This is a genomic window from Streptomyces griseofuscus (assembly GCF_014673495.1).
Taxonomy (GTDB): Bacteria; Actinomycetota; Actinomycetes; order Streptomycetales; family Streptomycetaceae; genus Streptomyces; species Streptomyces murinus.
Map to the genome: position 1 here is coordinate 3,454,610 of NZ_CP051006.1, position 24,838 is coordinate 3,479,447.

Annotated in this window: 25 protein-coding genes; 16 read left to right on the forward strand and 9 right to left on the reverse strand. The window is 71.6% G+C overall.

What is annotated here, in order from left to right; all coding sequences use genetic code 11:
- Nucleotides 1–41 precede the first annotated feature (41 nt).
- The 3 genes from HEP81_RS15150 to HEP81_RS15160 all read left to right on the forward strand — a co-directional run bounded on the left by HEP81_RS15150 (nucleotide 42) and on the right by HEP81_RS15160 (nucleotide 4,177).
- On the forward strand, nucleotides 42–479 hold the full coding sequence (locus HEP81_RS15150) for a gamma-glutamylcyclotransferase family protein (protein ID WP_037656124.1): 438 nt from the start codon (nucleotides 42–44) through the stop codon (nucleotides 477–479).
- Between the two features lie 140 nt (nucleotides 480–619).
- The gene (locus HEP81_RS15155; protein WP_037656122.1) at nucleotides 620–1,444 is read left to right on the forward strand and encodes a purine-nucleoside phosphorylase; all 825 of its coding nucleotides are present in this window, start codon (nucleotides 620–622) and stop codon (nucleotides 1,442–1,444) included.
- A 1,089-nt stretch (nucleotides 1,445–2,533) separates the two neighbouring features.
- Nucleotides 2,534–4,177, forward strand: coding sequence for a phospho-sugar mutase (locus HEP81_RS15160; protein ID WP_037656120.1), 1,644 nt, complete (start codon nucleotides 2,534–2,536; stop codon nucleotides 4,175–4,177).
- 144 nt (nucleotides 4,178–4,321) lie between these two features.
- On the opposite strand, the gene HEP81_RS15165 is transcribed toward HEP81_RS15160, so the two are convergent.
- Nucleotides 4,322–5,023: a PH domain-containing protein gene (locus HEP81_RS15165; protein WP_037656118.1), complete on the reverse strand. Its 702-nt coding sequence runs from the start codon at nucleotides 5,021–5,023 to the stop codon at nucleotides 4,322–4,324.
- Nucleotides 5,024–5,339: 316 nt separating this feature from the next.
- Here HEP81_RS15165 and deoC point away from each other — a divergent pair, with 316 nt between their 5' ends.
- The 3 genes from deoC to HEP81_RS15180 are packed head-to-tail and all read left to right on the forward strand — an operon-like array spanning nucleotide 5,340 to nucleotide 8,633.
- The gene (gene deoC, locus HEP81_RS15170; protein ID WP_037656117.1) at nucleotides 5,340–6,299 is read left to right on the forward strand and encodes a deoxyribose-phosphate aldolase; all 960 of its coding nucleotides are present in this window, start codon (nucleotides 5,340–5,342) and stop codon (nucleotides 6,297–6,299) included.
- Nucleotides 6,300–6,304: 5 nt separating this feature from the next.
- Nucleotides 6,305–7,753 carry an aldehyde dehydrogenase family protein gene (locus HEP81_RS15175; RefSeq protein ID WP_037656116.1) on the forward strand — a complete coding sequence of 483 codons (1,449 nt, stop codon included), beginning with the start codon at nucleotides 6,305–6,307 and terminating at the stop codon, nucleotides 7,751–7,753.
- Complete coding sequence (locus HEP81_RS15180) at nucleotides 7,746–8,633, forward strand: aldehyde dehydrogenase family protein (RefSeq protein ID WP_037656114.1); 888 nt, start codon at nucleotides 7,746–7,748, stop codon at nucleotides 8,631–8,633. The genes HEP81_RS15175 and HEP81_RS15180 overlap by 8 nt, the downstream gene beginning before the upstream one ends.
- 90 nt (nucleotides 8,634–8,723) lie before the next feature.
- Here the strand turns inward: HEP81_RS15180 and HEP81_RS15185 are convergent, their stop codons facing one another.
- Nucleotides 8,724–9,128, reverse strand: coding sequence for a hypothetical protein (locus HEP81_RS15185; protein ID WP_037656111.1), 405 nt, complete (start codon nucleotides 9,126–9,128; stop codon nucleotides 8,724–8,726).
- 127 nt (nucleotides 9,129–9,255) lie between these two features.
- Here HEP81_RS15185 and HEP81_RS15190 point away from each other — a divergent pair, with 127 nt between their 5' ends.
- Entirely contained in the window at nucleotides 9,256–9,909 is a 654-nt protein-coding gene (locus HEP81_RS15190; RefSeq protein WP_243279421.1) for a uridine kinase family protein, read from the forward strand.
- 280 nt (nucleotides 9,910–10,189) lie between these two features.
- On the opposite strand, the gene HEP81_RS15195 is transcribed toward HEP81_RS15190, so the two are convergent.
- Nucleotides 10,190–10,978: a SigE family RNA polymerase sigma factor gene (locus HEP81_RS15195; RefSeq protein WP_037656109.1), complete on the reverse strand. Its 789-nt coding sequence runs from the start codon at nucleotides 10,976–10,978 to the stop codon at nucleotides 10,190–10,192.
- Between the two features lie 330 nt (nucleotides 10,979–11,308).
- Between HEP81_RS15195 and afsQ1 the strand changes: the two genes are divergently transcribed.
- From afsQ1 to HEP81_RS15220, 5 genes are all read left to right on the forward strand, one after another.
- Nucleotides 11,309–11,986, forward strand: a complete 678-nt coding sequence (gene afsQ1 / locus HEP81_RS15200) for a two-component system response regulator AfsQ1 (RefSeq protein WP_046420463.1) — start codon at nucleotides 11,309–11,311, stop codon at nucleotides 11,984–11,986.
- A complete protein-coding gene (locus tag HEP81_RS15205) occupies nucleotides 11,983–13,572 on the forward strand; it encodes a sensor histidine kinase (RefSeq protein ID WP_037656105.1) in 1,590 nt (529 codons plus the stop codon). The genes afsQ1 and HEP81_RS15205 overlap by 4 nt, the downstream gene beginning before the upstream one ends.
- Entirely contained in the window at nucleotides 13,572–14,216 is a 645-nt protein-coding gene (locus HEP81_RS15210; RefSeq protein ID WP_243279422.1) for a hypothetical protein, read from the forward strand. The genes HEP81_RS15205 and HEP81_RS15210 overlap by 1 nt, the downstream gene beginning before the upstream one ends.
- A gap of 466 nt (nucleotides 14,217–14,682) precedes the next feature.
- Nucleotides 14,683–15,246 carry a VanZ family protein gene (locus HEP81_RS15215; protein WP_037656101.1) on the forward strand — a complete coding sequence of 188 codons (564 nt, stop codon included), beginning with the start codon at nucleotides 14,683–14,685 and terminating at the stop codon, nucleotides 15,244–15,246.
- Nucleotides 15,247–15,322: 76 nt separating this feature from the next.
- The gene (locus HEP81_RS15220; protein ID WP_037656098.1) at nucleotides 15,323–15,526 is read left to right on the forward strand and encodes a PspC domain-containing protein; all 204 of its coding nucleotides are present in this window, start codon (nucleotides 15,323–15,325) and stop codon (nucleotides 15,524–15,526) included.
- Between the two features lie 68 nt (nucleotides 15,527–15,594).
- Here HEP81_RS15220 and HEP81_RS15225 read toward each other — a convergent pair whose 3' ends face one another.
- A complete protein-coding gene (locus tag HEP81_RS15225) occupies nucleotides 15,595–15,903 on the reverse strand; it encodes a hypothetical protein (RefSeq protein WP_037656097.1) in 309 nt (102 codons plus the stop codon).
- A gap of 143 nt (nucleotides 15,904–16,046) precedes the next feature.
- On the reverse strand, nucleotides 16,047–17,234 hold the full coding sequence (locus HEP81_RS15230) for an adenosine deaminase (RefSeq protein WP_037656096.1): 1,188 nt from the start codon (nucleotides 17,232–17,234) through the stop codon (nucleotides 16,047–16,049).
- A 156-nt stretch (nucleotides 17,235–17,390) separates the two neighbouring features.
- Here HEP81_RS15230 and HEP81_RS15235 point away from each other — a divergent pair, with 156 nt between their 5' ends.
- Nucleotides 17,391–18,155 (forward strand): alpha/beta hydrolase, encoded by a 765-nt coding sequence (locus HEP81_RS15235; protein ID WP_106979922.1) that lies wholly within the window; start codon nucleotides 17,391–17,393, stop codon nucleotides 18,153–18,155.
- A 23-nt stretch (nucleotides 18,156–18,178) separates the two neighbouring features.
- On the opposite strand, the gene HEP81_RS15240 is transcribed toward HEP81_RS15235, so the two are convergent.
- Nucleotides 18,179–19,132 carry a LysR family transcriptional regulator gene (locus HEP81_RS15240; RefSeq protein ID WP_078967384.1) on the reverse strand — a complete coding sequence of 318 codons (954 nt, stop codon included), beginning with the start codon at nucleotides 19,130–19,132 and terminating at the stop codon, nucleotides 18,179–18,181.
- A 62-nt stretch (nucleotides 19,133–19,194) separates the two neighbouring features.
- Between HEP81_RS15240 and HEP81_RS15245 the strand changes: the two genes are divergently transcribed.
- Entirely contained in the window at nucleotides 19,195–20,472 is a 1,278-nt protein-coding gene (locus HEP81_RS15245) for an MFS transporter (protein ID WP_037656089.1), read from the forward strand.
- Nucleotides 20,473–20,678: 206 nt separating this feature from the next.
- A complete protein-coding gene (locus tag HEP81_RS15250; RefSeq protein WP_037656088.1) occupies nucleotides 20,679–21,692 on the forward strand; it encodes a sigma-70 family RNA polymerase sigma factor in 1,014 nt (337 codons plus the stop codon).
- Here HEP81_RS15250 and HEP81_RS15255 read toward each other — a convergent pair.
- Nucleotides 21,576–21,935: an STAS domain-containing protein gene (locus HEP81_RS15255; RefSeq protein ID WP_154822647.1), complete on the reverse strand. Its 360-nt coding sequence runs from the start codon at nucleotides 21,933–21,935 to the stop codon at nucleotides 21,576–21,578. The two genes, HEP81_RS15250 and HEP81_RS15255, sit on opposite strands and share 117 nt — an antisense overlap.
- 139 nt (nucleotides 21,936–22,074) lie before the next feature.
- Here HEP81_RS15255 and HEP81_RS15260 point away from each other — a divergent pair, with 139 nt between their 5' ends.
- A complete protein-coding gene (locus tag HEP81_RS15260) occupies nucleotides 22,075–22,995 on the forward strand; it encodes an AEC family transporter (protein WP_037656086.1) in 921 nt (306 codons plus the stop codon).
- Nucleotides 22,996–23,001: 6 nt separating this feature from the next.
- Here the strand turns inward: HEP81_RS15260 and HEP81_RS15265 are convergent, their stop codons facing one another.
- Nucleotides 23,002–23,418 carry a Uma2 family endonuclease gene (locus HEP81_RS15265; RefSeq protein WP_243279423.1) on the reverse strand — a complete coding sequence of 139 codons (417 nt, stop codon included), beginning with the start codon at nucleotides 23,416–23,418 and terminating at the stop codon, nucleotides 23,002–23,004.
- 78 nt (nucleotides 23,419–23,496) lie between these two features.
- The gene (locus HEP81_RS15270; protein WP_037656085.1) at nucleotides 23,497–24,780 is read right to left on the reverse strand and encodes a thymidine phosphorylase; all 1,284 of its coding nucleotides are present in this window, start codon (nucleotides 24,778–24,780) and stop codon (nucleotides 23,497–23,499) included.
- Between the last annotated feature and the right edge of the window lie 58 nt (nucleotides 24,781–24,838).

Genomic DNA, 24,838 nt, shown 5'->3' on the forward strand with positions numbered 1-24,838 from the left:
GCGCGTGAGGGGGGCCGGAGCGCTGCCGTACTCTCTCCCCCATGTCGCTCTATGCCGCCTACGCCGGCAACCTCGACGCCCGGCTGATGTCCCGCCGCGCCCCGCACTCCCCGTTGCGCGCCACGGGCTGGCTGAACGACTGGCGGCTGACCTTCGGCGGCGAGCAGTTCGGCTGGGAGGGCGCGCTGGCGACGATCGTCGAGGAGCCGCTGGCCCAGGTGTTCGTCGGCCTGTACGACATCGCGCCCATGGACGAGGAGTCCCTCGACCGCTGGGACGGCGTGGACCTCGGCACATACCGCCGTATGCGCGTCCGCGTGCACACCCTGGACGGCGAGAAGTCGGCCTGGACCTACGTCCTCAACGACTACGAGGGCGGCCTGCCCTCGGCCCGCTACCTGGGCGAGATCGCCGACGCCGTGGAGTCCGCCGGGGCGCCCCACGACTATGTGATGGAACTGCGCAAGCGCCCCTGCTGACCGGCGCACGACCAGCGCACACCCGTCACACGTACGAATTACCCGCGGTAATCCATCGTCGGAAACGACAAGACAACGATCCCAATCCCGTGAGGTCTGTCATCTACGCGCGTAGGCGAGAAGCGGCTACCCTCGTCCCCGTGAACGCATCTCTTCTTCCGGACGACATCCAGGGCGACCCGTACGCCGCCGCCGACGCCGCCGCCGCGCGCCTGCGCGCACTGACCGGCGCCGAGACCCACGACGTCGCCCTCGTGATGGGCTCCGGCTGGGCTCCGGCCGTCGACGCCCTCGGCGCTCCCGACGCGGAGTTCCAGGTCACCGAGCTGCCCGGCTTCCCGCCGCCGGCCGTCGAGGGGCACGGCGGCAAGATCCGCTCGTACTCCTTCGGCGACAAGCGCGCCCTCGTCTTCCTGGGCCGTACCCACTACTACGAGGGCCGTGGCGTCGCCGCCGTCTCGCACGGCGTCCGTACGGCCGTCGCCGCCGGCTGCAAGACCATCGTGCTCACCAACGGCTGCGGTGGTCTGCGCGAGGGCATGCGCCCCGGCCAGCCGGTGCTGATCAGCGACCACATCAACCTCACGGCGACCTCGCCGATCGTGGGCGCGAACTTCGTCGACCTGACCGACCTGTACTCGCCGCGGCTGCGCGCCCTGTGCAAGGAGGTGGACCCCACCCTTGAGGAGGGTGTCTACGCGCAGTTCCCCGGCCCGCACTACGAGACCCCGGCCGAGATCCGTATGGCCCGCGTCATCGGCGCGGACCTGGTCGGCATGTCCACGGTCCTGGAGGCCATCGCCGCGCGCGAGGCCGGTGCCGAGGTCCTGGGCATCTCCCTGGTCACCAACCTCGCCGCGGGCATGACCGGCGAGCCCCTGAACCACGAGGAAGTCCTCCAGGCCGGCCGCGACTCCGCCACCCGCATGGGAACCCTGCTGGCACAGGTCCTGCGCAAGCTGTAGTCAGGCGACCTGCTGGACACGGGGCGACTTGGGCGCGCTGCGACCCGGACACAGGGTGACCTGGGCACGGAGCGACTTGGATACCGGGCCACCTGGACAACGGGCGGCCCGGGCACCGGGCGACGTGGACATCGGGACCTGGGCGTCGGGTGATCTGGATGCCAGAGACCTGGGTGCCGGGTGACCTGGACGCTGGGGACCTGGACGCCGGGGACCTGGATGCCAGGAGCTTGAGCGTCGGGTGATCTGGATGCCGGGGCACCTGGGCATCGGGCGACCTGGATGCCGAGGCACCTGGGCATCGGGCGGTCTGGATGCCAGGGGCTTGGGTGCCGGGTGACCGGGACGCCGGGGACCTGGACACCAGGGCCCGGCATCGGGTGACCTGGGCGTCAGGAGCCTGGGCGTCGGGCGATCCGAACGCCGGGGGCTAGACGCCGGGTGATCTGAACGCCCGGAGCTGGGCACCAGGTGACCTGGATGCCAGGGGCCTGGGCTCCGGCAGCCTGGACGCCAGGGAGCCTGACCGGGCGCCGGGCCTGGCACCGGGTGACCCGGGCGTCAGGAGCCTGGGCGTCGGGTGACCTGGACGCCGAGAGCTTGGGCGTCAGGCGACCCGGATGCCGGGGCACCTGGACATCGGACGATCCAACCGGGCGCCGGGAGCACGGGGGCTTCCGGGGGCCGCGGTGAGGGCGGCTCGTGCGGGGCGTGCGTGTCTCCGGCGGTGGCGAGTCCTGCGCGGGTCTGGCTGGTGCCGGGTGGCGTGCGCGTTCCCGGGCTGGGCCGGGCCGGGCCCGGGTCACGTCGGGCCGAGTCCCGCCGGGCCGGGTCACGCCGTTCGTTCCGTTCCGGATGATCGGATGATGTGGGTGTCGCGGCCCCCACCGCAGCTCCCGGCACCGCCCGCCACCAGCGCCACCAGCACCAGCACCAGCAATTACGGCCAAGCCGCCCCCTCCCCCCAGCCGACCAGAGCCACCCCCACCCGCCCGCACCGCTCCGTACCTACCGTTCACCTCTCGACCGACCGAGTCGGGCGGGCGGGTGGGCGGGGCGGCGGTAAACACAGGAGAGGTTGATCCCAAGGTGCACGATCTGATCGCGCGGGCCAGCGCATGGCTCGCCGAGGACCCCGACCCGGACACCCGTGCCGAGCTCGCCGAACTGATCGAGGCCGGCGACGAGAAGGAACTGGCGGCACGTTTCGCCGGCACCCTCCAGTTCGGTACCGCAGGCCTGCGCGGCGAACTCGGTGCCGGCCCGATGCGCATGAACCGGAGCGTCGTCATCCGCGCCGCCGCCGGTCTCGCCGCGTACCTGAAGAAGAACGGCACCCCCCACGGGGGCCCCGACGCCGGCCTGGTCGTCATCGGCTACGACGCCCGCCACAAGTCCGCCGACTTCGCCCGCGACACCGCCGCCGTGATGACCGGCGCCGGTCTGCGTGCCGCCGTACTCCCCCGCCCGCTCCCCACCCCCGTGCTCGCCTTCGCGATCCGGCACCTGGGCGCGGTCGCGGGCGTGGAGGTCACCGCCAGCCACAACCCGCCCCGGGACAACGGCTACAAGGTGTACCTGGGCGACGGCTCCCAGATCGTGCCCCCGGCCGACGCGGGCATCGCCGCCGAGATCGACGCGATCGCCTCCCTGCACGACGTACCCCGCCCGGAGTCCGGCTGGGAGACCCTGGACGAAGCGGTCCTGGACGCCTATCTCGCCCGTACCGACGCCGTACTGGCCACCGGCTCCCCCCGCACCGCCCGCACCGTCTACACCGCCATGCACGGCGTCGGCAAGGACGTCCTGCTCGCCGCCTTCGCCCGCGCCGGCTTCCCGGAGCCCGTACTGGTCGCCGAACAGGCCGAGCCCGACCCGGACTTCCCGACCGTCGCCTTCCCCAACCCGGAGGAGCCGGGCGCGATGGACCTGGCGTTCGACCGGGCCCGCGCGACCGACCCCGATCTGATCATCGCCAACGACCCGGACGCCGACCGCTGCGCCGTGGCCGTCAAGGACGGCGGCGACTGGCGGATGCTGCGCGGCGACGAGGTCGGCGCGCTGCTCGCCGCCCACCTGGTGCGCCGCGGCGTCCAGGGCACCTTCGCGGAGTCGATCGTCTCATCCTCCCTGCTCGGCCGGATCGCCGGCAAGGCGGGGCTGCCGTACGAGGAGACGCTCACCGGCTTCAAGTGGATCGCCCGCGTCGAAGGACTGCGCTACGGCTACGAGGAGGCCCTCGGCTACTGCGTGGACCCCGAGGGCGTGCGCGACAAGGACGGCATCACCGCGGCCCTCCTGATCACCGAACTGGCGTCCGGGCTGAAGGAGGAGGGCCGTACCCTTCTCGACCTCCTGGACGACCTCGCCGTCGAGCACGGCCTGCACGCCACCGACCAGCTGTCCGTGCGCGTCCAGGACCTCTCCCTGATCGCCGACGCGATGCGCCGCCTGCGCGAGCAGCCCCCGACGCGACTCGCGGGCCTGGCCATCACCCGGGCGGAGGACCTGAACAAGGGCACGGAGACGCTGCCGCCGACGGACGGCCTGCGCTACACCCTGGACGGCGCCCGGGTCATCGTCCGCCCCAGCGGCACCGAGCCGAAGCTGAAGTGCTACCTGGAGGTCGTCGTACCGGTTCCGGACCGCGCCGACCTCCCGGCAGCGCACGCCCGCGCGAAGGAGCTCCTGGAGGCCGTCAAGCGCGACCTCTCCGCGGCTGCCGGCATCTGAAACCCCGGAGCCACCGGAGAACACCGGAAAAGCACCGGAAAAAACCAGGGGCACCCCCGGATCCCGACCCCGGGGGTGCCCCTTGTCCGTGCGGACGCCGTCAACTCGTCCGTGCGGACGCCGTCAACGCCGTACCGCCGCCGCTCAGCCGCCGGTCACCAGCAGGATCACCAGCAGCACGGCCCCGGCCAGCGTCGGCGCCGCGACCTCGTAGGCCCAGCGGATCGTCGTACCGCCCTGGGTCGGCTCCTCGTTCCCGCACCGGTCCAGCAGGTCGCGCAGGTCGTCCATGACCTTGTCGCTCTCCGCGCGGGACGGTCCGGTGTCGTCGGCGCCGCGGGCGGCGAGCCCGGCGAAGCCGGCGCCCCTGGCGCCGAGCCCCCCGCCGAGACCGGCCTCACCCCTCGCCGACCGCCGTGCCGCGGACGCCGCCCGCCGCTCGGCCTTCTTGCGGCCGCGCAGCGACACGGGAACGGCCCACAGCTGGTACTTGCCGCCGGACTTGGTGCGCACCTCGTTGGTGAAGCTGGAGCGCAGCGCCTCGACCTCGCTCCACGGCACGGAGATCACCCGGTAGGGGTTGCGGATCCGCAGCCGTTCCTCGTTGGCGAACACGGCCGGGCGCAGCGTGAAGGCGATCACCAGCGGCAGCACAAGGATCATCGTGGCCAGCGCGAGCCACGGGGTGCGGCCGTGGCCGTTGAACAGCGCGTCGCAGCCCAGCCAGGCGACGACCGCGAGCAGCAGCACGCCGCCCACGAGCCCCATGGGCGAGCGGTAGATCCGGTCCTTCACGGCGGGCACCGGAGGCGGCGACGCGGGTGGCTTGTTGTCCGGGGTCGTCATGGCCCCGATTGTGCATGACGACACGGCGGGCACCGCCATGTGCCCCGGCACCCGTATCCATACCCGTATCCATCCGTGATGCTCCGCTGTCCATCCGTGGTTCTCGGCGGTCCGCCGTGATCCTCGGTGATCCCTCGTGATCCCTCGTGCTCTCCGGGCCACGGTCGGAGAGCACGAGCCGTGAACCAGACCCGCACGAGCCACGACCCGGACCCGCACGAGCCACGACCCGGACCGCGCACCGCCCCCGTCCGGCGCCGAATCCGCCCCGGGGGTGTACAGCCGCTACGCGCGTAGATATGCTCGTCTGGTGACCATGCCCACCACTGCACCCCCCGCACATGCGCTCGCCGACGTCACCGCGTCCGACAGCACGCTGCGCCGCTTCCTGCACGGGCTGCCCGGCGTCGACACGGTCGGCCTGGAGGCGCGCGCCACGTCGCTCGGCACCCGTTCCATCAAGACCACCGCGAAGGCGTACGCCATCGACCTCGCCATCTCGATGGTCGACCTGACGACGCTGGAAGGCGCGGACACCCCGGGCAAGGTCCGGGCGCTCGGCGCCAAGGCCGTCCACCCCGACCCGACCGACCGCACCGCCCCGACCACGGCCGCGGTCTGCGTCTACCCGGACATGGTGGCCGTCGCCAAGGAGGCCGTCGCCGGTTCCGGCGTCAAGGTCGCCTCGGTCGCCACCGCCTTCCCGGCCGGCCGTGCCGCCCTCGACGTGAAGCTGGCCGACGTGCGGGACGCCGTCGCCGCGGGCGCCGACGAGATCGACATGGTCATCGACCGCGGCGCGTTCCTCGCGGGCAAGTACCTGAAGGTGTACGACGAGATCGTCGCCGTCAAAGAAGCCTGCGGGACGAGCGCCCGGCTGAAGGTCATCTTCGAGACCGGCGAGCTGTCGACGTACGACAACATCCGCCGCGCCTCCTGGCTCGGCATGATCGCCGGCGCCGACTTCATCAAGACCTCGACGGGCAAGGTCGCCGTCAACGCGACGCCCGCCAACACCCTTCTGATGCTGGAGGCGGTGCGCGACTTCCGCGCCCAGACCGGCATCCAGGTCGGCGTGAAGCCGGCCGGCGGCATCCGTACGAGCAAGGACGCCATCAAGTTCCTCGTCCTGGTCAACGAGACGGCGGGCCAGGACTGGCTGGACAACCACTGGTTCCGCTTCGGCGCCTCCTCACTGCTCAACGATCTGCTGATGCAGCGTCAGAAGCTGGCCACCGGCCGTTACTCCGGCCCCGACTACGTGACGGTGGACTGATCACCATGGCACCCGTATCCGCATCCGCGTTCGAGTACGCACCGGCGCCCGAGTCCCGCTCCGTCGTGGACATCGCGTCGTCCTACGGTCTGTTCATCGACGGCGAGTTCACCGACGCGACCGGCGGCAAGGTCTTCAAGACCGTCTCGCCGTCCACCGAAGAGGTGCTGTCGGAGGTCGCCGAGGCCTCCGAGGAGGACGTCGACCGCGCCGTGAAGGCCGCCCGCAAGGCCTTCGAGAAGTGGTCCGCGCTGCCCGGCGCCGAGCGCGCCAAGTACTTGTTCCGCATCGCCCGGATCATCCAGGAGCGCAGCCGCGAACTGGCCGTCCTGGAGACGCTGGACAACGGCAAGCCGATCAAGGAGACCCGCGACGCCGACCTCCCGCTGGTCGCGGCCCACTTCTTCTACTACGCGGGCTGGGCCGACAAGCTCGACCACGCCGGCTTCGGGGCGGACCCGCGGCCGCTGGGCGTGGCCGGCCAGGTCATCCCGTGGAACTTCCCGCTGCTGATGCTGGCCTGGAAGATCGCCCCGGCGCTCGCGACCGGCAACACGGTCGTCCTGAAGCCCGCCGAGACCACCCCGCTGTCGGCCCTGTTCTTCGCGGACATCTGCCGCCAGGCGGGCCTGCCCAAGGGCGTCGTCAACATCGTGACCGGTGACGGCCGTACCGGCGCCGCCCTGGTCGCGCACCCGGACGTGAACAAGGTCGCGTTCACGGGCTCGACGGCGGTCGGCAAGGCGATCGCGCGGACCGTGGCCGGCACCCGCAAGAAGCTCACCCTCGAACTCGGCGGCAAGGGCGCGAACATCGTCTTCGACGACGCCCCGATCGACCAGGCCGTCGAGGGCATCGTGAACGGCATCTTCTTCAACCAGGGCCAGGTCTGCTGCGCAGGATCGCGCCTGATCGTCCAGGAGTCGATCCAGGACGAGCTGCTGGACGCGCTGAAGCGCCGCCTGTCCACGCTGCGCCTCGGCGACCCGCTGGACAAGAACACCGACATCGGCGCGATCAACTCCGCGGAGCAGCTGGCCCGGATCACCGCGCTGGCCGACGCGGGCGAGGCGGAGGGCGCCGAGCGCTGGTCCCCCGCCTGTGAACTGCCGGACACCGGCTACTGGTTCGCGCCGACGCTCTTCACGAACGTCACCCAGGCCCACACCATCGCCCGTGAGGAGATCTTCGGCCCGGTGCTGTCGGTCCTCTCCTTCCGCACCCCGGACGAGGCGGTCGCCAAGGCGAACAACACGCAGTACGGCCTGTCGGCGGGCATCTGGTCCGAGAAGGGCTCCCGCATCCTGGCCGTCGCGAGCAAGCTGCGCGCCGGTGTCGTCTGGTCCAACACGTTCAACAAGTTCGACCCCACCTCGCCGTTCGGCGGCTACAAGGAGTCGGGCTTCGGCCGCGAGGGCGGCCGCCACGGCCTGGAGGCGTACCTCGATGTCTGACGCACGACTTTCCGTCTTCAAGACCTACAAGCTGTACGTGGGCGGCAAGTTCCCGCGTTCCGAGAGCGGTCGGGTGTACGAGGTGACGGACCCGAAGAACAACTGGCTGGCCAACGCCCCGCTGTCCTCCCGCAAGGACGCCCGGGACGCGGTGGTCGCGGCGCGCAAGGCGTTCGGCGGCTGGTCCGGCGCGACCGCCTACAACCGCGGCCAGGTCCTGTACCGGGTCGCGGAGATGCTGGAGGGCCGCCGCGAGCAGTTCGTGCGCGAGGTGGCCGAGGCGGAGGGCCTGTCGAAGTCCAAGGCCGCGGCCGTGGTGGACGCCGCGATCGACCGCTGGGTCTGGTACGCCGGCTGGACCGACAAGATCGCCCAGGTGGTCGGCGGCGCGAACCCGGTCGCGGGTCCGTTCTTCAACCTCTCCTCCCCGGAGCCGACGGGCGTGGTCGCCGTACTCGCCCCCCAGGACTCGTCCTTCCTGGGCCTGGTCTCGGTCCTCGCCCCGGTGATCGCCACCGGCAACACGGCCGTCGTCATCGCCTCCGAGAAGGCCCCGCTCCCGGCGCTCTCCCTCGCCGAGGTGCTGGCCACGTCCGACGTCCCAGGCGGCGTGGTGAACATCCTCTCCGGCCGCCCGTCCGAGATCGCGCCCTCACTGGCCGCGCACCAGGACGTGAACGCGATCGATCTCGCGGGCGCGGACGAGGAGTTGGCCAAGGAACTGGAGATCGCCGCCGCCGACAACCTGAAGCGCGTACTGCGCCCCCAGACCGTCGACTTCACCCAGACCCCCGGCATCGAGCGCCTGACAGCCTTCCTCGAGACGAAGACCGTGTGGCACACGACGGGTGCGCTGGGCGCGTCGGGTTCGTCGTACTGACGGGGTTCGGGCGGGAAACTGCCGTCGTCGGCCGGGTACGGGTCGTACCCGGCCGGCCGCGCAGTTCCCCGCACCCCTTGCGGGCCGCCCCTAGTGACTCAGCCCCGCCAGCACCTGTCCCACCATCGGAAGGCTTCCCAGGGACTGGGCCTCCGCGATCGGGGCGGTCAGCATCTGGGAGCCCACGGGCTTGAAGTCGGCGACCTGGGTGCCCACTCCGTTGTCGAGGGGGTCGACGCCGGTGCCCGCGAGGGGGTTGGGCTTGAGGCCAGCGACCGGGCCGGTGACGTAGCCGACCGTGCCGGTGAGGACCGTGAGACCGGCCTCGGGGTCGATGTTGCCCAGGGATGTCGGCCGCCACGGCACGTGCACGAGGGGTGCGCCTGTGTCCGCCTGGGCCGTCGCCGCGCCCGCGCCCAGCGCCGCGCCGGCGGTCACGAGGGCGAACAGGGCACGGCGCGCGGTGGGGTGCTGGGGCTTGCTGTGTCGGGCCATCGCTGGTGCCACCTTCTGGTGCGCAGGGTAATGATGTCGCGACACAGGGTAGTTGAGAGGTGACCCGCGCTTCAAAAGCGAACCGCGGGGTCGGCAGGCGCCGCGCCATGCGTCAAACTGGTGTTCCGTGAGCATTCATCCCCCGTCCCCCGCCCGTGTCGTGCTGCTGTGCGGCCCCTCGGGTTCGGGCAAGTCCCTGGTCGCCGCCCGTTCCGGGCTGCCCGTCCTGCGCCTGGACGACTTCTACAAAGAGGCCGACGACCCGACTCTGCCCCTGGTGGAGGGGAGTTCGGACATCGACTGGGACCACCCGGACTCTTGGGACGCACAGGTCGCCCTCGACGCCATCAGCCGCCTGTGCGCCACGGGTTCGACGCCGGTGCCGGTGTACGACATCCCGCTCAGCGCCCGTACCGGCGAGGAGACGCTGCGGCTGGACCGTACGCCCCTGTTCATCGCGGAGGGCATCTTCGCCGCGGAGATCGTCGAACGCTGCCGGGAACTCGGCGTCCTCGCCGACGCGCTCTGCCTGAACCGCGGCGCGGTCACCACCTTCCGGCGGCGGTTCGTGCGCGATCTGAAGGAGGGCCGTAAGTCGGTGCCGTTCCTGTTGCGCCGCGGCTGGCGGCTGATGCGCGCGGAGCGCACGATCGTCGCCCGCCAGGTCACGCTGGGCGCACATCCCTGCGACCGGGACGAGGCCCTGCGCCGGCTCGCGGTCGCCGAGTGGGCCGGCAAGTACACCACCGCCGGACGGCGGCACCGGGAAGCGGAGCGGTAGAGGACGCGGCAGAGAGCACAGGGGGAACCGAAGAGGGGCCGCCCGGACCCCCCGGTCCGACCAGCCCCTCTTCGGTTCCCCTCCCCCGTGATTCCCCCGTATCCCCCGTTCCCCCGTCGCTCCTCCCCATGAGCCGACGGCCGAGAGGCCCACGGGCCACCACCCCCACAGCGGCTGTCCCGTGTTCCCCGTCGTCCCTCGCACTCCCCCGTCGTTCCCCCGTACGCTCCGAACCGCCCCCCAGCGGCCCGGCCCCCGTCCCCCGTGCTTCCCCCGTACCTCAGGCGACCAGTTCGCCGAAGGCGCTCTCCTCGTCACGGCCGAAGCTGAGGACCTCGTCCTCGCGCAGCCGGCGCAGCGAGCGCCAGATGCTGGACTTCACCGTGCCGACACTGATGTTGAGTATGTCCGCGATCTCCGGGTCCGTACGGCCCTCGTAGTAGCGCAGGACCAGCATGGTGCGCTGGAGCTCGGGCAGCCGGGCCAGCGCCTGCCACAGGACCGCGCGCAGCTCGGTGCCGCGCATCGCGTCCGTCTCGCCGGGCGTCTCGGGCAGTTCCTCGGTCGGGTACTCGTTGAGCTTGCGGCGCCGCCAGGCGCTGATGTGCAGGTTCGTCATCGTGCGCCGCAGGTAGCCGCCGACGGCCGCCTTGTCGCTGATCCGGTCCCACGCCCGGTAGGTCGAGAACAGCGCGCTCTGGAGCAGGTCCTCGGCCTCGAAACGGTCGCCGGTCAGGTGGTAGGCGGTCGCGTACAGGGAGGCGCGGCGCTCCTGGACGTAGGCGGTGAACTCCGCCTCCGTCAGCGAGCGGCGCTCCCCCGTGTCCTCCTTGTACGCGCTTCCCCCGTGCGTGTCCCCCGTACGCGCGTCGATCACCGACATGTAGGGCTGCTGCCCGTACACACCGTGCTGACGCCCGGCACCGCGAGCGCACCCCCGCACTCCCCCACGCTCGAACGCACTCGCGCGGGAGGTACCCCCCTCAGCACCGGACTTCTCCGAACCCCGGTGCACGTCGTGCAGACGCGTGACCACTGCGCTGGTGCTGATGCTGTGCAGCGTGTTCATCTCGCGCTCCCCGTCGTGGACTTCCGGTGCTTCTGTCCTGCTCCGGGCCTGCGCCCGGCCGTACCCCGGGCCTCGCCCGGTCGTGCTCCGGGCTGTTCCGGCCATTTCGGCCGGATCCGGCTGCTCGCCGTGCCCGTGACGAAAAGCCTGCCGGGGTGACTTCATCGGTGTGTCCCCCGACTGTCACAGACCTGTCACAGGGCCCGGGCCATCGGCGCCGTCACAGGAAGTGCACAGCCGGTGGCGCTAGCCCTGAGCGGGTCGTGGGGATCCTGCGGGGCTGTGGCCGACAGGTCGTACGACACCCCGTCCATGGGCCAGAATGAGCGGGTGCCTTCCCTGTTGCTGATCGAGGACGACGACGCCATCCGTACGGCCCTGGAGCTCTCACTGACGCGCCAGGGACACCGTGTGGCCACCGCTGCCAGCGGCGAGGACGGTCTGAAGCTGCTGCGCGAGCAGCGGCCGGACCTGATCGTGCTGGATGTGATGCTGCCCGGTATCGACGGGTTCGAGGTGTGCCGGCGCATCCGGCGCACGGACCAGTTGCCGATCATCCTGCTGACCGCGCGCAGCGACGACATCGACGTGGTCGTCGGACTGGAGTCCGGCGCCGACGACTATGTGGTCAAACCGGTCCAGGGCCGGGTGCTGGACGCCCGGATCCGGGCCGTGCTGCGCCGCGGCGAGCGCGAGTCCAGCGACTCGGCGAGCTTCGGCAGCCTGGTCATCGACCGCTCGGCGATGACCGTGACGAAGAACGGCGAGGACCTCCAGCTCACCCCGACCGAGCTGCGGCTGCTCCTGGAGCTGAGCCGCCGTCCGGGCCAGGCGCTGTCCCGCCAGCAGCTGCTGCGGCTGGTGTGGGAGCACGACTACCTGGGCGACTCCCGCCTGGTGGACGCGTGTGTGCAGCGGCTGCGCGCCAAGGTGGAGGACGTGCCCTCGTCCCCGACCCTGATCCGTACGGTCCGTGGTGTCGGCTACCGCCTGGACACTCCTCAGTGAGCGATACGCGAGGGGGGCCGCGCGGCTGGTCCGCGGGGCGCAAGGGAGGTCTGTCCCGGCTCAGGTTCACCAGTCTGCGGCTGCGGCTGGTCGTCGTCTTCGGCCTGGTCGCGCTCACCGCCGCGGTGTCGGCGTCGGGCATCGCCTACTGGCTCAACCGCGAGGCGGTGCTCACCCGCGCCCAGGACGCGGTGCTGCGCGATTTCCGCCAGGAGATGCAGAACCGCGCGGGCGCGCTGCCCGTCCATCCGACCCAGGACGAACTCCAGCGCACCGCCGGGCAGATGGCGTCCAGCAGTCAGAGCTTCTCTGTGCTCCTGGTCGGCCAGGACGCGCGCGGCAAGACGGTGTACGGCAACTCCGGTGGCATCAACGGGTTTTCCCTGGAGGACGTGCCCAAGTCGCTGCGTACGGCGGTGGACCGCCAGCAGGAGATCAGCGACGCCAACAAGCAGCCGTACCACCTGTACTGGCAGCGCGTCTCGGAGCACGGCACGCCGTACCTGGTCGCCGGCACCCGGGTGATCGGCGGCGGCCCGACCGGCTACATGGCGAAGTCCCTGGAGCCGGAGGCGAAGGATCTCGACTCGCTGGCCTGGTCGTTGGGCATCGCGACCGGTCTCGCGCTGATCGGCGCCGCGCTGCTCGCGCAGGCCGCCGCCACGACCGTACTGAAGCCGGTGCACCGCCTCGGGGTCGCCGCCCGCCGCCTCGGCGAGGGCAAGCTGGACACCCGGCTGCGTGTGTCCGGCACGGACGAACTCGCCGATCTCTCCCGTACCTTCAACAACGCGGCGGAGGCTCTGGAGAAGCGGGTCGCGGACATGGCCGCACGGGACGACGCCTCCCGGCGCTTCGTCGCCGACATGAGCCATGAGCTGCGTACGCCGCTCACCGCCATCACCGCCGTCACGGAGGTGCTGGAGGAGGAGCTGGACGCGGACGCGGGCAGCATGGACCCGATGATCGAGCCGGCCGTCCGCCTGGTCGTCAGCGAGACGCGCCGCCTGAACACCCTGGTCGAGAACCTCATGGAGGTCACCCGCTTCGACGCGGGCACGGCCCGGCTGGTCCTGGACGACGTGGACGTCGCCGACCAGATCACCGCCTGCATCGACGCCCGCGCCTGGCTGGACGCGGTGGAACTGGACGCCGAGCGCGGCATTCACGCCCGCCTCGACCCGCGCCGCCTCGATGTGATCCTCGCCAACCTGATCGGCAACGCCCTCAAGCACGGCGGCTCACCGGTCCGGGTCTCGGTGCGCGAGGCGTCCGACTCGGTGGTCATCCGGGTCCGCGACCACGGCCCCGGCATCCCGGAGGACGTCCTCCCGCATGTCTTCGACCGCTTCTACAAGGCCAGCGCCTCCCGCCCCCGTTCGGAGGGCAGCGGCCTCGGCCTCTCCATCGCGATGGAGAACGCGCACATCCACGGCGGCGAGATCACGGCCGCCAACTCCCCCGAGGGCGGCGCCGTGTTCACCCTCCGATTGCCCCGGGACGCCTCGGAGCTGACGGAGGAACCGGACGGGAGCACCGAGAAGAAGAACGGCGAAGGCGGCGCGACGCAAGGGAAGGAGGGGTGATGACGACGACGATGACAATGACGACGCTACGACGACGATCACGACACGGGCGCCGATGGCTCGCCCTGCCCCTCCTGGGCGCCCTGCTCACCGGCTGCGGCATCCGCGCCACCCAGGTGCCGACCGACTTCGGCCCGGCACCCTCGCGGGTCCCCTGCTCCCTGACGGGCTCCGGCCAGACGACCCAACAGGGCGTACCCGTGCAGGTCTTCCTGCTGTGCGGGTCGTCCCTGGTGACGGTGGACCGTACGGTACGCGTCCCGGAGGGCACCCCCGACGGCCGCCGCCGGGTGATGGTGGCCCAGGGTCTGCTGGACCAACTGGCCACGGCGCCCTCCTCGGCGGAACGTTCCGCGGGCTATGCCACGTACGTCCCGGGCGGCCTGACCGTCTCCGGACCCGCCCCGCACGACCCCGAGGACACCCTCCGCCTGAGCACCACCCCCGCCCGCCTCCCCACCGCCGCACTGGCCCAACTGGTCTGCACCCTCTCGGACTCCGCCGCGACAGAGGGCGACGGCTCCGTCACCCTGGGCGGCCCCTCCCCCACCCCACCACGCCGCTACGCCTGCACGGACGACGTCCGCAACCACCCGGGCACAGCAGCCCCACCGACGAGCGAGGTAGCAGAGCGCACGGGCTGACTTCACGCTTCGTACCCAGAGGTCGGCATTCCACCGCGCCCGCGCCATGAGCTGATCAATGACCGGCCCGGCGCTATACGGATCACTTCGCGGAGGCCGTGGAGCGAGGCGGCTTGACGCTGAGTGGCTCGGCGCTGAATGGCTCGGCGCCGGGTGGTCGGCGGGGCGTATCCGCGAGTTCGCGTGCCCTCGCCGTTTCCGGGTCTGGTTCGGACGTACGAGTACGCATGCCCGTGCAGTCCCGTGCGCTGGCGCTCGCAGCTGATCCGCTCGTCACAGCGCGTGTCCCCATGAGCCCGCCCCCCCCCGGCGCACGTCCGCCGACCCGACGCGCACGGTACCGAGCGGGTCACCCCCGTGGTGATGCGCGCGCCTTCCGGCCGTCGAGGTGGTCGACAAGACGTTCGAGGGTCGGGTCACATCCGGATGCGGAACCGATCGTACGAACCCACGCGTCTTGGGGGACGTGCAGGGTCAAGGGGACTTCGGCGGCATCGCCGCCATCCGCGTCCGGACGGCAGGGGGCATCCTCCTCCTCGCCCACATCGCCTTCGTCGCCTGGCTGATGCTGCGGCCACTGGACGTGCCCTGGGTGATGCCGCCCAACCTGCACCCGCTGGCCGGTATCCGCGCCGACCTGGCGCTGGGGTGGCCGGCCGCGGTGAAGCCGCTCGGTGAGGGGCTCGGGCTGCTCGCGCCGCTCGGGGTGCTGCTGCCGATGGCGCACGGGCGGCTCACGGTGTCCCCGCTCGCCTCGCTGCTGCGCACCGCCGCCGCGGCCTGTCTGATCTCGCTCGGCATCGCCCTGTTGCAGACCGGGGTCCCGGGCCGGGTCGTGGACGTCGACTCGCTGCTGCTGAACACGGCCGGGGCGATAGTGGCCCATCTGCTCGTCGTCCCCGCTGCTCGCGCGCGTCTGCGCAGGTGGGAGCCGCTGCACGAGGGCCTGGAGGAGGAGCCGGTCACCTTTCAGGAGGGGCTTTCTCAGGGGCGGACCCCGACGATTCCCAGGGTCGGAATCGCTCCCTAGAGTGACGCTTCATCCCCTTCGTGTCCGTATCGTCGTAAACAGCTGATCGAGCCGACCGACGACCACGGAGGATGTCATGACCGCCCTTGCCCGACCCACCCACGGCCGCATGATCGGCGGAGTGTGCGCGGGCCTGGCCCGCCGCTTCGGCACCTCCGCGACCACGATGCGCGTGATCTTCGTGCTGTCCTGTCTGCTGCCGGGCCCTCAGTTCCTGCTCTACATAGCCCTGTGGATCCTGCTGCCGTCCGAGGACAAGGCCCGCGCCTCCAGCTGGTGACACACCGCGCCGCCGGGGCGCTCCGGTCGGATCCGGAACACACCGGCGGCGTCGGGACAGCGGTGGCGTCAGCCGAGCGGGATCCCGTTGACACCCATGCCGTGGGTGGGCAGGCCGGTGCTGCCGAGCGGCAGTCCGCCGAGCAGCCCGGTCGGCCCCTGCGCGAGCACCCGCTGTACGGCCGGCTTCGCGGCGGCCACACCGGAGGCCACGGCACCCTGCCCCTGGGTGAGCGCCTCGACGGTCCCCGGCAGCGCCTTGGCGACCTGCGTGGCGTCGGGAGCGGCGGGAGCGGCGTTGGCGGCACCCGCGCCGACGGCGGCGAAGGCGGCACCGAGGGCGGCGACACCGAGGGTCTTGACGGCAGACTGCTTCATGGTAAATGCGTCCTTGAATGCGGAGACGGAAAACTTCAGGAGCGGTCCATGACCGTAAACGCGCCGCACCCCGACCCGCAAACACCGAAATGCGGACACCCGGTGAAAGCGCGTCCGAATTCCGCACCGCGAGAGGCCGCCACCTACCCCTCGGAACTCACAGAACCGCTGGTGGGAGACGTCTGCTGAAACAGCCATTCGGATTTCAGTTCGGCATATCCGGGCTTGATGACGTCATTGATCATGGCAAGGCGTTCATCGAAAGGAATGAAAGCTGATTTCATCCCATTGACAGAGAACCACTGGAGGTCGTCGAGCGTATAACCGAACGCGTCGACAAGATGCTCGAACTCCTGGCTCATGCTGGTGTGCGACATAAGACGATTGTCGGTATTAACCGTGGCCCGGAACAGAAGCTTGCGCAGCAACCCGATCGGATGCTCGGCGTAGGAGGGCGCGGCCCCCGTCTGAAGGTTGGAACTGGGGCACAGCTCCAGCGGGATCCGCTTGTCCCGGACGTACGACGCGAGCCGCCCGAGCCGCACCGACCCGTCCGGCCGGACCTCGATGTCGTCGATGATCCGCACCCCGTGCCCGAGCCGGTCGGCGCCGCACCATTGCAGCGCCTGCCAGATGGAGGGCAGTCCGAAGGCCTCTCCGGCGTGGATGGTGAAGTGGTTGTTCTCGCGCTTGAGGTACTCGAAGGCGTCCAGGTGCCGGGTGGGCGGGTGCCCGGCCTCGGCGCCGGCGATGTCGAAGCCGACGACGCCGGAGTCCCGGTAGCGGTTGGCGAGTTCGGCGATCTCCAGGGAGCGGGCCGCGTGCCGCATCGCGGTGAGCAGGGCGCCGACCCGGATCCGGTGCCCGTTCTCCCGGGCGAGCCGCTCCCCCTGCCGGAACCCCTCGTTGACCGCCTCGACGACCTCTTCCAGGGTCAGCCCCTGCTCCAGGTGCTGCTCGGGCGCGTATCGCACCTCGGCGTAGACCACCCCGTCCTCGGCGAGGTCCTCGGCACACTCCCGGGCGACCCGGAGGAGGGCCTCCCGGGTCTGCATCACGCCGACGGTGTGCCGGAAGGTCTCCAGATAGCGCTCCAGGGACCCGGAGTCGGCGGCCTCCTGGAACCAGATCCCCAGCTTGCCGGGATCGGCCTCGGGAAGCTCCGGGTACCCGCTGTCCCGGGCGAGTTCGACGACGGTCCCGGGCCGCAGCCCGCCGTCCAGATGATCGTGCAGCAGAACCTTGGGCGCCCGGCGGATCTGGTCCGGCGTCGGTACATGCCCCGGCACATTCGCCGGAACGGTCCCCTTCGGTGCAGTCTGGCTCGTCATTTCCGCACTGTACTGCCTACGCGCGTAGAAAGCTCCGGCCGCGCAGCCGGACACGGCCGGACGTTTTCCGCCTGCTTTCCGCCCTCTTTACGTCGAGACCCAACGGTGACCGCGCGGACGGGTTTCGTACACCGTGGCTTCTGACACTGTTCTGTCATGGGACAGCAAGCATCGCCGGTCCGAACGGCCGGGCTGGGCAAGGTGGTCGGGCCGGGGCCGGAATCGGTGTGCGGGGTGGTGCTGCTGCTGCCCGGTGGGGAGGAGGTCTCCGTGCGCAGGCCGTCCGTAATGGGGGCGACGGCGTTCGTGCGTTCGCTGGGCCGGCGGTTCGTCCGTACCGGAAAGGGCGAGGGCCTGGCCGTACACACCGTCCGCTACCGGTACCGGGGGTGGAACGGCAGCGAGGCACATCTGGCCGCCGACGCGGAGTGGGCGGCGGACGAGGTCGTACGGCGGTACGGGGATGTCCCGGTGTGCCTGGTCGGCGTCGGCATGGGTGGCCGGGCGGCGCTGCGGGCGGGCGGGCACGAGGCCGTCAACTCGGTGGTGGCGCTGGCCCCTTGGCTGCCCGAGGAAGATGTGGCCGCGCCCGCCGAGCCGGTGAAGCAGCTGGTGGGGCGGCGGGTGCTGATCGTGCACGGCACGAACGACGAGCGCAGCGACCCGGAGCTGTCGTTCCGGCTCGCGGCGCGGGCGAAGAAGGTGAACCGGGAGGTGTGCCGGTTCGAGGTGCACTCCGACGGGCACCGGCTGCACGGTCACCGGGACGAAGTGGAGTGCCTGGCCGCCGACTTCATGCGGGGCGCGCTGTTCGGGCACCCGGTGTCCCGGCCGGTCGAGGACGCGCTGGCGGCGCCGCCGCCGATAGGGCTGCGGATGCCGCTGGCGGTGGGGTTCGGCACGTCGCTGCGGCGGCGGTGAACCAGCGGGTCACGCAGCGGGGTTCAGGACGGGAGCAGGTTGCCGCGCCTCGACAGCAGGAACTTCTTGAAGGCGGCGACCGGTGGGGTGTCCGGGCGGTCGGCCGGCCAGGCGACGCCGATCTCGCGGACGGCGCGGGGCGCGGTGACGGACAGTTCCACCACGCCCGGCCGCGGCACCGTCGGCGGCGGCAGCAGCGCGACCCCGAGCCCGGCCGCGACCAGGCCCCGTAGCGTCTCGGCCTCCTCCCCCTCGAAGGCGATCCGGGGCGCGAACCCGGCCTCGCGGCACAGGGCGTCGGTGATGCGGCGCAGTCCGTAGCCGGGTTCCAGGGTCACGAAGTTCTCCTCGGCCGCCTCGGCCAGCCGGATCCGGCGGCGGCCCGCGAGCGGATGGTCGGCGGGGACTACGAGGCGGAGCTTCTGTTCGTCCAGGCGGCGGACGACGAGATCGGGGGCGTCCGGGACGGGTGAGGTCAGACAGAGGTCGAGGCGGCCGGCGCGCATGCCCTCCAGCATGGCCTCGCCGTAGTTCTGGACGAGGCTGAAGCGGATACGCGGGTGCTCGGCGCGGAAGGCGCCCAGCAGTCCGGGCACGGTTTCGGCGCCCATGGTGTGCAGAAACCCGAAGGCGACCTTTCCGGTGGCGGGGTCGGCGTCGGCGCGGACCTCCTCGGCTGCGCGTTCCACCTCGCCGAGGGCGCGTTCGACGGAGGCGAGGAAAGTACGGCCCGCGGTGGTGAGGACGAGGGTGCGGCCGCGCCGGGCGAACAGTTCCACACCCAGGTCCTGCTCCAGGCGGGCCATCGCGCGGGAGAGGGTGGACTGGGGGACGTTCAGTTCCTGGGCGGCGCGGGTGACGTGCTCGTTGCGGGCCACGCCGGCGAAGTAGGCGAGGCGGGGCGCCAGCAACAGCGCCATGTCTTCTGTGTCACCGGATGGTGACAGGCGGGCCTCTGACCTCTGCTGATGCTCCATGGGAACGATTATGACGATTCCATGCATTGGACGGATGAGAGGCGCGTCCTTACGGTCGAAGCATGTCTCCCGCCAGTACCGGGGCGTCCAGCACCCTGGGCGCCGCGTCCCCTGTCATCGCCCCCTCCTCCGACACCCGGCTGACCCCGGGCGGCCCCGGCTACCGCCGGATGAGCTTCGCCCTCTTCCTCGCCGGGGTCGCGACCTTCGCGCTGCTGTACTCCACCCAGGCCCTGCTGCCGCTGATCTCCGACGATTTCGGGGTCGCGGCGAGCGAGGCGAGCTGGACGGTCGCGGCGGCGACCGGCGGGCTCGCGCTGTTCGTGCTGCCGATGAGCGCCCTGTCGGAGCGCTTCGGGCGTCGTACGGTGATGACGGCGTCGCTGGCGGTCGCGGTGGCCGTCGGTCTGCTGGTGCCCTTCGCGCCCTCGATCGGCGCGCTGGTGGCGCTGCGCGCGGTGCAGGGCGCGGCCCTCGCCGGGCTGCCCGCCTCGGCGCAGGCGTATCTGGCCGAGGAGGTGCGCCCGCGCGCGCTGGTCACGGCGATCGGCCTGTTCGTGGCGGGCAACAGCGTCGGCGGTATGAGCGGCCGGGTGATCACCGGCTGGGTGGCGCAGATGTGGGGCTGGCGGGCGTCGGTCGGGGTGATCGGGGTGATCGCGGTCGGGTGCGCGGTGGCGTTCCGGCTGCTGCTGCCGGCGCCGCGGCACTTCAAGGCGGGTTCGCTGCGCCCCCGGGTGCTGCTGGGCACGGTCCGCACTCATCTCTCGGACCCGCTGCTGCGCCGTCTGTACGCGATCGGCGCGCTGTTCATGACGGTGTTCGGCGGGGTGTACACGGTGATCGGCTACCGGCTGACGGGTGCGCCGTTCGGGCTGCCGCAGGGCATCGTGGGCTCGATCTTCCTGGTCTATCTGGTGGGCACGGTCTCGGCGTCCACGGCGGGACGTCTGGTGGGCCGGCTCGGCCGCCGCGGTGCCCTCTACCTTGCGGGCGGTACGACGACGGCGGGGCTGCTGCTCTCCCTCGCGGCGTCCCTCCCGCTCGTCCTGCTCGGCCTGGTGCTGATCACCGCGGGCTTCTTCGCGGGGCACGCGGTCGCCTCCTCGGCCGTCAGCAAGACCGCCACCCAGGGCCGCGCCCAGGCGTCCGCGCTCTATCAGTCCGCCTACTACATCGGCTCCAGCGTCGGCAGCACGGTGGGCGCGCTGGCCTTCCACGCGAACGGCTGGACGGGCACGGTGAGCGTCGGTCTCCTCGCGGTCCTGGGCGTCGTGACCATCACGGTGCTGGGGTCGCGGGCGGCGCGGGTGGCGGCCCGGCCGGTCGCGGCGCACTGAGCGTCCCGAAACATCCTGAACAGGTGAGGGGTACGGGGCGTACGGTCCCGTGCCCCTCACGCGCATCCAGAACCGATCACAACCGGTCCCAGATGGTCTGATCTGGTCGGCTTCTTGCTCCGGCGGTCGTTGTCAGTGGGCTGCGGTAGCTTGCGAAGTGCTGGGCGTGCAGGCGCGTACGGGACGGCCACGGGGGTGGGTGGGCGATGGGTGAGGACACGGCGACGGCGGGGATCGACGCCGCGCTGGAGAAGCACCGGACCGAGCTGACCGGGTACTGCTACCGGATGCTCGGCTCCTCCTTCGAGGCGGAGGACGCGGTGCAGGACACCCTGGTGCGGGCCTGGCGCGGACACGAGAGATTCGAGGGGCGGTCCTCGCTGCGCTCGTGGCTGTACCGGATCGCGACGAACGTGTGCCTGGACATGCTGGCGGCGGGCGGCAAGCGGGCCCGGCCGATGGATCTGACCGACGCGACCCCGCTGGCCCGGGCGGCGCTGTCCCCGCGGCCGGACCACACCTGGCTGGAGCCGGTGCCGGACGCGCGGGTGCTGCCCACGGTGGCGGATCCGGCGGAGGCGGCGGTGGCCAAGGAGTCGATCCGGCTGGCGTTCATGGCGGCGCTCCAGCGACTGCCGCCCAGGCAGCGGGCGGTGCTGATCCTGCGCGAGGTGCTGGCATGGCGGGCGAGCGAGGTCGCCGAGCTGCTGGACACCTCGGTGGCCTCGGTCAACAGCGCGTTGCAGCGGGCGCGGGCCACGCTCGCCGAGCGGGCGGCCGCGGGCGGCGCGGGCGAGGTGTCCGATCCGCTGGACGAGGAGCAGCAAAGGCTGCTGGAGCGCTATGTGAAGGCGTTCGAGGGGTATGACATGGCGGCGCTGACGGCGCTGCTGCACGAGGACGCGGTGATGACGATGCCGCCGTTCGACCTGTGGCTGCGCGGTCCGGCCGACATCACCGGTTTCATGAGCACGATCGGGGCGTCCTGCGCCGCTTCCCGGCTGGTGCCGGTGCGGGCGAACGGGCTGCCCGCCTTCGCGCACTACAAGCCGGACCCGGACAGCGGCGGGTTCAGCCCGTGGGCGGTGCAGGTGCTGGAGCTGTCAGCGGGCCGGATCACCGGTTTCCACTGCTTCCTCGACACCCCGCGCTGGTTCCCCCTCTTCGGACTGCCGCTCCGTCTGGAAGCGGAGTCCGACGGCCGCGAGGAGCGCGAGTAGCGCGGGGGCGGGGGCGCGCAGCCGGATGCGGCCGCCGGAGCGGCGGGCGGTGAGTTCCAGGCGGGCCAGCAGGTCCACCTGGGCGAGGTCCGGCGGTCCGAGCGCGCCCGTGTCGCAGACGACGACGCGGGCGCGGTCGCCGGCGCGCTCCAGCGCGGACCGTACGGCGTCACAGAGCGCCGGTGTCCCGTCGCGGCCGACGGCCTCGGGCAGTACCAGCACAGGGGGTTCCTCGGTGTCCACGCGGGGATGGACGGCGGCCGAGGGCCCAACTCATCGCGCCGGCCGGATTCTTTCCCCCCGGGACACCACCGGCGGCCGGCGACCGGCATCACCTGAATCACATTGACCAACTCCTTCCCCAAGACGGAGGGTTGGGACCGTGACGGGGGTACTGAGCGGGTTCGCGGTGATCGCGATCGTCATCGGGGTGGGCTACGTCCTTGGGCGGCGCGGAACGCTCGGCACGCAGGGCATGGACGTACTGACCCGGCTGGCGTTCATGGTGGCGGGTCCGGCGCTGCTGTTCACCACCCTGGCCAGGGCCGACCTGTCGGTGCTCTTCTCCGCCCGCCTGCTGGTGACGGCGCTGAGCACGGCGGCGGTCTCGGCCGTCTTCGTGGTGGCGGGGGTGGTACGGGGGTGGGGTGTGGGCCGTACGACGATCGGCGCGCTGTGCTCCGGTTACGTCAACTCGGGCAACCTCGGGATCCCCATCGCCGCGTATGTTCTGGGCGACGCGTCCCTCGTGGCGCCGGTGCTGCTCTTCCAGGTCGTCCTGGTGACGCCGGTCGCGCTGACCGTCCTCGACCTGTCCGGCATGGGCGAGAAGGGCACGCTCGGGCAGCGGCTGCTGACCCCGCTGCGCAATCCGATCGCGGTGGGTTCACTGTCCGGCGTGGTGGTCGCCGCGGCGGGCTGGAAGCTCCCCGGTCCGGTGATGGACCCGCTCACCCTGATCGGCAACATGTCCGTCCCCGCGGCCCTGCTGGCCTTCGGCATGTCCCTGCACGGCAGCGCGGCCCCCTGCCGCGGCCAGGACCGCCAACTCGTGCTGCTCTCCGTGGCCTTGAAGTCCCTGGGCCAGCCCCTGGCCGCGTGGGCCCTCGCGACCTCCCTCTTCGACCTCCACGGCGCCCCCCTCCTCGACGTCGTCGTCACCTCCGCCCTCCCCGCCGCCCAGAACCTCTTCACCTACGCCAGCCGCTACCACGTCGCCCAGTCCCTGGCCCGCGAGTCGATCCTGCTGTCGACGGTGGTGTCGGTACCGGTGCTGGTGGGGGTGGCGGCGGTGCTGGGGTGACCCCTCTCAGCCGACGGACACGGCGAGCCGAAAGGGAGCGGGCAGCTCCAGTGGCGACCCGAACCCCACCGAGGCGAGGACACGGTAGGCGCCGCCGAGCGGAGTGCCGTACAGCCTGACCGTCGGTCCGTCGGGCGCCAGTTGGTCGACGAGGAGATACAACGGAACACCGGCCGCGGCGTAGCCCGCCGCCTTGGTGCTCCGGTCGTGGCAAGCGGTGGCGACGGAGGTGACCTCCACGACCAGTTCGGCCGCGCCGGCGGGGACGTAGTACTCGTCCTCGCCTTCCATGCCCCGCTCCGGCACCGCCGCGAGATCCGGCACATACAGTTCCGAGCGGGCGGGACACGCCAGGGCCAGCCGCTGGTAGATCCCCCAGGACGCCGGAATCACCTCGTGCAGATGCCTCTGTCGCGGCGTCATCCATGGGCCCATCACACACGCCGAACGGGACCGGCGGAGTTTCGCCGGTCCCGTTCATCCGAATGAGGAGATCGCAGGTCAGGCGATACGTTCCAGCACCACCGGGGTCGTCGAGAACTCGGTGCCCGGGGCCGCGATGTCGTAGGAGCCGGACACAGCCTCCAGGGCGTAGTCGAAGCGCTCGGGGGTGTCCGTGTGGAGGGTCAGCAGGGGCTGGCCGGCGGTCACGGTGTCGCCCGGCTTGGCGTGGAGTTCGATGCCGGCGGCGGCCTGCACCGGGTCCTCCTTGCGGGCGCGGCCCGCGCCGAGGCGCCAGGCGCCGATGCCGATGTCGTAGGCGTCCAGACGGGTCAGGACACCCGAGGAGGGGGCCGTGACCACGTGCTGCTCGCGGGAGGTGGGCAGCGCGGCGTCCGGGTCGCCGCCCTGGGCCGCGATCATCCGGCGCCAGGCGTCCATCGCCGAGCCGTCGGCCAGCGCCTTCGCCGGGTCGGCGTCCTTCAGGCCCGCCGCGTCCAGCATCTCCCGCGCCAGGGCGAGGGTCAGCTCGACGACGTCCGCGGGGCCGCCGCCCGCGAGCACCTCCACCGACTCGCGGACCTCCAGCGCGTTGCCCGCGGTGAGGCCGAGCGGGGTGGACATGTCGGTGAGGAGGGCGACCGTGCGTACACCGTGGTCGGTGCCCAGGCCCACCATGGTGGAGGCCAGCTCGCGGGCGTCCGCCAGGTTCTTCATGAACGCGCCGGTGCCGACCTTGACGTCCAGCACCAGCGAGCCCGTGCCCTCGGCGATCTTCTTGGACATGATCGAGGAGGCGATCAGCGGGATCGCCTCGACCGTGGCGGTGACGTCACGCAGGGCGTACAGCTTCTTGTCCGCGGGGGCGAGGCCGTCGCCCGCCGCGCAGATCACCGCGCCGACGCCGTCGAGCACGTTGAGCATCTCCTCGTTGGAGAGCAGCGCGCGCCAGCCGGGGATGGACTCCAGCTTGTCCAGGGTGCCGCCGGTGTGGCCGAGGCCCCGGCCGGACAGCTGCGGCACGGCCGCGCCGCAGGCCGCGACCAGGGGGGCCAGCGGCAGGGTGATCTTGTCGCCGACGCCGCCGGTGGAGTGCTTGTCGGCGGTCGGGCGGGCCAGCGTGGAGAAGTCCATGCGCTCGCCGGAGGCGATCATGGCCGCCGTCCAGCGGGCGATCTCCCGCCGGTTCATGCCGTTGAGCAGGATCGCCATGGCGAGCGCGGACATCTGCTCGTCGGCGACCTCGCCGCGCGTGTACGCGTCGATGACCCAGTCGATCTGCGCGTCGGTCAGCTCGCCGCGGTCCCGCTTGGTGCGGATCACGGAGATGGCGTCCATGGCCATGGCTGATGGCTTCCTTCCGGGAGGTGCAAGGGGTACGGCCCTCCTGTGCGGATGCGCC

Bases quoted from the DNA above. Each gene is read 5' to 3' on its own strand.
- HEP81_RS15150 (WP_037656124.1), top strand. From the start codon at position 42: ATGTCGCTCTATGCCGCCTACGCCGGCAACCTCGACGCCCGGCTGATG.
- HEP81_RS15165 (WP_037656118.1), bottom strand. From the start codon at position 5,023: ATGACGACCCCGGACAACAAGCCACCCGCGTCGCCGCCTCCGGTGCCC.
- deoC (WP_037656117.1), top strand. From the start codon at position 5,340: ATGCCCACCACTGCACCCCCCGCACATGCGCTCGCCGACGTCACCGCG.
- HEP81_RS15175 (WP_037656116.1), top strand. From the start codon at position 6,305: ATGGCACCCGTATCCGCATCCGCGTTCGAGTACGCACCGGCGCCCGAG.
- HEP81_RS15180 (WP_037656114.1), top strand. From the start codon at position 7,746: ATGTCTGACGCACGACTTTCCGTCTTCAAGACCTACAAGCTGTACGTG.
- HEP81_RS15185 (WP_037656111.1), bottom strand. From the start codon at position 9,128: ATGGCCCGACACAGCAAGCCCCAGCACCCCACCGCGCGCCGTGCCCTG.
- HEP81_RS15195 (WP_037656109.1), bottom strand. From the start codon at position 10,978: ATGAACACGCTGCACAGCATCAGCACCAGCGCAGTGGTCACGCGTCTG.
- HEP81_RS15210 (WP_243279422.1), top strand. From the start codon at position 13,572: ATGACGACGACGATGACAATGACGACGCTACGACGACGATCACGACAC.
- HEP81_RS15220 (WP_037656098.1), top strand. From the start codon at position 15,323: ATGACCGCCCTTGCCCGACCCACCCACGGCCGCATGATCGGCGGAGTG.
- HEP81_RS15225 (WP_037656097.1), bottom strand. From the start codon at position 15,903: ATGAAGCAGTCTGCCGTCAAGACCCTCGGTGTCGCCGCCCTCGGTGCC.
- HEP81_RS15230 (WP_037656096.1), bottom strand. From the start codon at position 17,234: ATGACGAGCCAGACTGCACCGAAGGGGACCGTTCCGGCGAATGTGCCG.
- HEP81_RS15235 (WP_106979922.1), top strand. From the start codon at position 17,391: ATGGGACAGCAAGCATCGCCGGTCCGAACGGCCGGGCTGGGCAAGGTG.
- HEP81_RS15240 (WP_078967384.1), bottom strand. From the start codon at position 19,132: ATGGAGCATCAGCAGAGGTCAGAGGCCCGCCTGTCACCATCCGGTGAC.
- HEP81_RS15245 (WP_037656089.1), top strand. From the start codon at position 19,195: ATGTCTCCCGCCAGTACCGGGGCGTCCAGCACCCTGGGCGCCGCGTCC.
- HEP81_RS15250 (WP_037656088.1), top strand. From the start codon at position 20,679: ATGGGTGAGGACACGGCGACGGCGGGGATCGACGCCGCGCTGGAGAAG.
- HEP81_RS15265 (WP_243279423.1), bottom strand. From the start codon at position 23,418: ATGACGCCGCGACAGAGGCATCTGCACGAGGTGATTCCGGCGTCCTGG.
- HEP81_RS15270 (WP_037656085.1), bottom strand. From the start codon at position 24,780: ATGGCCATGGACGCCATCTCCGTGATCCGCACCAAGCGGGACCGCGGC.